Here is a 5,787-nt window from a genome sequence, read left to right on the forward strand (position 1 = left end):
GGGAAGTGCTTTTTTTGTTTATACAAATGCTTATACATAGTTCATTGAACAGGTCATATAAAGAGAATCTGATATCCCCCGTTATCGCTGCTATACCTGCTGTAAAGCCTTTCAGTTGGAATAAAGCAAATTGTCGATATAGCAATGGTCGATTTCCAGTTTTGGACTGGCAAAATCCATTTTCTTGAGGCTGATTCAATGGTCAGATAAATGACCTTGCACGTCTCATCATCAGGTGTGGGATAGCTTACGTTTTTTGATGGCATGCCTAATAACACCGTTGAGTGATTCTATAGCATTAGTTGTATAGATAACCTTGCGGATACCGGCTGGATAAGCAAAGAAGGCATTTAGATTTTCCCAATGCGCGTGCTAACTTTTACTGATTTGCGGGTATTAGAGCCGATCTTTGCCATATTTTTTTCGAAAACAGGGACCTCCGATCGATTCCCCTACTTGGCTGTTCTCATTCCATCTAATCCGCCTTTGCCTCCATCCGCACCGTTTTTACCACCATCCCCCCTTTCCTCCGGTGAATTATTTCCAGTGTCTGCATTTCCTCCGTCGCCACCATTTCCTGCATTAGAACCGGAATCACCATCCCCTCCTTTAGATATTGGAGTAAAGTTCATTCCGCTAAAAGGAAATCAAACTTCACCATTCGAACCATTCGAGCCATTCGAGCCATTCGAGCCATTCAAACCATTGCATCCAGGGGAATTATCCGTGCTCCCACCGTTCCCGCCGTTCCCTCCGTTCCCGCCATTAACTACACTCCCATCCCCGCCATCTCCACCAGGAGAATTGTCGCCAGAACCACCGTTACCACCTGCACCACCATTTGAACTGATTACTTTAGTTTGATGATTGAAATCATTAGGATGAGATAATACGCTGAAAGAAATAAGTGGGATTATTAATAATGGTAAAAAATTTTTTTTCATTGTTAAACACTCTCATAATTAAAAGTGAAATATGAGGGTTACGGCCCGCATTGGAACGTAACCCTGTTATTAATCAAGCTGATGGTATTCCTCCGCTACCCCCACCAGAATTACTATTTATATTCTATTAACTTCAAAATGCATGCATCATTTTTATTTATCTAATTTTGGATGAGAATAAATATTATTTTTAAGTAAAAGCCAGCTTTCCACAGATATATTTAAATACAAAAAATAATACAATAACCATAACTGCATTATAATAAAATAACCGGATGCTGATGCATACAATAAGAATCGTCTCATATAGCGTTAATTATTATTTGATTCACATTTTAATTTCAATATTAATAGTAAACCTATTTACTAAATTATTTCTATTAAACAACTATACAGGGTTAGTTTTATTGCAAAAACGACCAGCAATTTCTATTATGGCCTTCATTCTAATACCCCCTTAAAAAACATAAAAATATTAAATTAACCGCTCTGGAGTCATGACTGATAACTCTTTAATCAAACCTCGATCAGATAGCTCCTGATGCTTTTCTCGCTCTTTCAACCATTGCATAAAATCCTCAATAAAGACTTTTGTTTTTAGTGATAATAATTTTTGAGGCAAAGTAATGATATAGGCTTGGCGCGGCAGTGGATTATCAACTTTCCACTCAGGAAGCACTTTTAACAATAAACCATCAGAAATATAACTATTGGCGATAAAAGTCGGTATGATGCCAATCCCGACTCCCTGAAGAATGGCCTCTAACATCGCATCACTACTGTTGATAAGAAATCGTGGCTCTAAAAATACATGTTCAGTACGTTTTTTATTCCTGAAAATCCAACCATGATGGAACTGCCGTTCTTCAGAAAAGAAAATATTGTGCTCATTTAATAAAAGAGGCTCTGTCGGGAATTCTTTCCTATAATTTTTGGAACAAACCAGTACGTATTCAATCTGCATTAAAGGTCTGGCTACCATATTTTCCGGTGGTGTTCCCGTTACGCGTAATTCTAAATCAAACTGATCATGTGCAATGTTTACAATATTATTCGTAAGCAGTAATTCGACATTGATATCCGGGTAGTTGATTAAAAATGTAGGCAAAAACGCAGTGAGCAGTATTTTTCCCAATGTATTTGGTGCGGTTATCCGTAAAACGCCACTGGGTATATCTCTAAAATTCTCAGCCCGAGCAAATAAATCATCCGTTGCAGAAATAACTTTCAAGGCATAGTGATATATTTCCTGCCCACATTCAGTAACCTGTAACATACGGGTTGTGCGAATGAGAAGGCGCTGATTGAGTTGAGCCTCCAGACGGTCAATTATTCTGCTGACAGATGATGGCGTCATAGACATTAGCCGAGCGGTTGCAGAGAAACTCCCTGTCTCAACTGTTTTAATGAAAACAAGCAGCGCTGGAATAAACCCCGTCAATTCGTTTTTGTTTTTCATATACTGGTCTTTGTAAATAAGGCATTCAACCAAGCTATCACTTTAACTTATGATGTACAAATAAGAGTACATGGCATGTTAGCCCGAATAAGGGTAATCCTCCGATATACACAATGGATTTTAAATTGCATTGTGGCGGCAAGAGCATCCCCAGAAGCATAGATAACCGTAATCTTATGAAAACGGTGACCAAAATGAGCAAACACAGCCAATAGGGAGGCAGTTTAAAAGAAGAATTGTATAAATACGCTTTTGTTTAACATACACAACTCTTTTGCATACAGAGCATCTAGTTAAATTATCATTGAGCCCTATGATGTTTAATGAAAGTGAGCATTAAATCACGAATAAAGATCATGAATTAATTCTAAATTTTATCAGGCAATGCCCAGCATCATTATTAAATTTTAAGCAAGGAATGATTAGCTGTGAATGCGGCTCGATTAATTATCAGGTGAACTTATGAGCAGTAATGAATTTGGATTGAAACGTTTTATATTTTCTCGTTTTCTTGGAACCTTGTGTGATCAGTTTTTACTTTTCGCCGTTCCGCTGACAATATTGCAGATAACAGGCTCATTAATGTTCGCTTCTTTAGCATTTGTTATTGAATGGGTTCCACGCCTGATCTTTTACCCTTTATCTGGTTTTATAGCTGACAGAGTTAATCCTAAATCAATATTTTTCAATGTTGAGCTCGGGCGTACATTATTAATGCTGGCAGCATTTGTTGTGCTGATTTTTTATCCGACATTAACTTTCCCTGTATTGGCAACCATGATGACTCTTCTTTCTGTAGCTCATGCACTTAATTTTGTCGCCACAGAATCTCTCCTGCCCCGAAATATTCCGGCTGAAGAATTACCTAAAGCATTGTCAATGGTGCAAGGTGTTGATCAAGTCACTCAGATTTTAGGGCCAACTCTGGCGGCAATTATCGCTGCTTATGGCGGCATTAATACAGTCCTGGCTGTTGCCGCCGCAATTTTTGCCATTTCTGCAATTAATTATCTTTTTCTCAAATCACGCCAGATTAGTGTTGAAGATAAACTCAGTTTTAAATCATTAATCGATTCTAATAAGCAAGGAGCGCAAGTACTTTGGAAAAATAAAGTACTGCTGCATTTGTGCGGATTAACATGGGTCGTGAATTTGGTATACGGTGCCGCGTTGGTTGTCAGCGCCGCAGTGATCCTGGAAGAATTCCGCATGTCTGAACGATATTTTGGCATTTTGCAATCTTCAGCTGCCATAGCAACGATTGTCGCTTTCTTCTTTGTACCCAGTTTTGTTAGGCGCTTTGGGTTATCCACATTAGGAACAATCTCTTTTTGTGCAATGATATTGTCCGGAGCCTTGATGACAGTTTCAATGCATTATGCGTTATACCTTGTTGGTTATATGTTATTGATGGCTTTTGATGGTGTATTCAGCGTCTATTTGCGATCTGTCAGGAGCCAGATAATTCCTCAAGAGCATCTCGGGAAAACATCAGGCTTAATTGGATTAATGAATATGTCTTCGGTTCCTGCCAGCGGTGTTGCAGTTACTTTTTTGGCAGGTTATTTCAATCCATTGGAAATCATTGGGATCATTCTTGTCGTTGCTTTCATTTTAGGAATTGTATTAATTATCCTGGGGCGTCGGGCCTTTGGATATAAAAGCTGGCTGCCTCCAGTGATAACGACATAATCAGTGAAGTTATTACATGTTAATACGGGGAAATGGCATCGTTTCCCCTATTTTAATAGTTATGTGTGTCTGTGTTGTTCTACCAGAGTAACTTCCATTTTTACGCTAGCATTTATGTTGGTAACAGCAAGAGACTAACTTTGCCATCAACAAAACGTGGCAAACATAAGCGCATAAAGAAGGGTAAAACATTCTGCCCAATTAAGCCGTCCTTATCAGGCAATATGATTTTTTCTTATCAAGACTTCCTATGTTGCCAAGACAAACATTATGGTGATTTTAACTCCATATAATTCATCATAAGGGCATATCACGCTGGCTCATTATGTCTTCAATATTTGGGGTATTGCTAAATTAAGCAAATAAACCAAGTCATAAAAGTATCTTCAAAGAAAGATATCCTGTTAATGATTAGTTTACAGAATTTAATATTTCAATTGTATTGATTTGTATATTTATGTATATTTCATCCCGCATTAAATCAGCTTAAAGAGATAATTAAATAATGAAAAAAAATCTATTGATCTCAACCGTTTTGGTGGGATTGGCAATGACATCATTAACAGCAAATGCTAACGGAAAACATACCATTTCTGCAGGTTATGCACTGAGCAAATTTCAGGGTGAAAAAGACGAAGATCTTAAAGATCCAAAAGGTCTAAACGCGAAGTATCGTTACGAATTTAACGAGAACTTGGGTATCGTTGGCTCTTTTACCCGTACTACTCAAAAATATAACAGCACGGACAGTAGCTCTAAGCATTCATTTGATTTTTCATATAATGCACTCATGGCTGGGCCATCTTACCGCTTTAATGAATATGTCAGCATCTACGCTTTATTGGGCGCTGCTTATGCTGAAGCATCTGGAGATATCACTGACTATAGTTCTTATGGTTATACCAAAGACACTTATGGTGAAAACACCACATCAGCGGCTTATGGCGCAGGTGTGCAGTTTAACCCGATTTCAAATGTCGCGATTGATGTTTCATACGAATACACCAAACTGTATGAAGAAAAATTAGGCACATTCGTTGTGGGAATTGGATACCGTTTTTAATTTTTTGAATTAAAAAACTTGTTCATTCCTCAACCAGCGCCCTACTTCTTTGTTTGGGCGCTGGTTAAAAATCATTCCAATTTCGCTATTCTCTTTAACTTCCACAAGCATATCTAAAACTCATATCTCTAAAACTCGTCTGGCAATTTATCTTTCTTTATACGTGCCGATTCTCCTGTGAAAATACCTTCAATCATCACAACAATATCATGTGTGATAACACTAAATTATCAGCCTGTATCTCTATGTTCTGGCGCAATTTAGCTAGAAATGCTCTCAACACGGTAATTTTCTATAAATTGATCATCGAAAAAAAAGTAATTTTTTATAGTTAAAGTCAGCCAATCACACAATAACCTATATCATCTTGTTTTAATTGATAAAATAAAAAATCCATACCCTATCCCAAACAATGGGGCTGGCTATTTTACAAATTATGTGAAGATGCGAGTGAAACTGAATTTGGGATAGATTAAAAATTTATTCAGTCAAAAAATCGACAGTAAATAATATTTTTAAGGAAAAGTTTGAAAATTTACGGAGATAACGCTAAATAATGATTAAATCTCTTTATATAACTCAAATCAATAAAATTTTATTTAAAAACAAAACATTTTATATCAAACTGT

General features: G+C 37.2%; 5 protein-coding genes and 1 pseudogene. 2 read left to right on the plus strand and 4 right to left on the minus strand.

Annotation, left to right across the window (positions count from 1 at the left end; all coding sequences use genetic code 11):
• Window positions 1-53: 53 nt before the first annotated feature.
• From FE392_RS19455 to FE392_RS19470, 4 genes and pseudogenes are all read right to left on the minus strand, one after another.
• Window positions 54-396: pseudogene (locus FE392_RS19455) on the minus strand (transposase); the annotation flags it as partial.
• A 56-nt stretch (window positions 397-452) separates the two neighbouring features.
• Complete coding sequence (locus FE392_RS19460) at window positions 453-632, minus strand: hypothetical protein (protein WP_319931790.1); 180 nt, start codon at window positions 630-632, stop codon at window positions 453-455.
• Between the two features lie 15 nt (window positions 633-647).
• On the minus strand, window positions 648-944 hold the full coding sequence (locus tag FE392_RS19465) for a hypothetical protein (protein WP_319931791.1): 297 nt from the start codon (window positions 942-944) through the stop codon (window positions 648-650).
• Between the two features lie 475 nt (window positions 945-1,419).
• Entirely contained in the window at window positions 1,420-2,403 is a 984-nt protein-coding gene (locus tag FE392_RS19470) for a LysR family transcriptional regulator (RefSeq protein WP_319931792.1), read from the minus strand.
• 462 nt (window positions 2,404-2,865) lie between these two features.
• Between FE392_RS19470 and FE392_RS19475 the strand changes: the two genes are divergently transcribed.
• Window positions 2,866-4,095, plus strand: a complete 1,230-nt coding sequence (locus FE392_RS19475) for an MFS transporter (RefSeq protein WP_319931793.1) — start codon at window positions 2,866-2,868, stop codon at window positions 4,093-4,095.
• Window positions 4,096-4,600: 505 nt separating this feature from the next.
• Window positions 4,601-5,158, plus strand: coding sequence for an Ail/Lom family outer membrane beta-barrel protein (locus FE392_RS19480; protein ID WP_319931794.1), 558 nt, complete (start codon window positions 4,601-4,603; stop codon window positions 5,156-5,158).
• Window positions 5,159-5,787 lie beyond the last annotated feature (629 nt).

This window comes from Xenorhabdus santafensis, assembly GCF_033949405.1.
In the GTDB taxonomy this organism is placed as follows: Bacteria; Pseudomonadota; Gammaproteobacteria; order Enterobacterales; family Enterobacteriaceae; genus Xenorhabdus; species Xenorhabdus santafensis.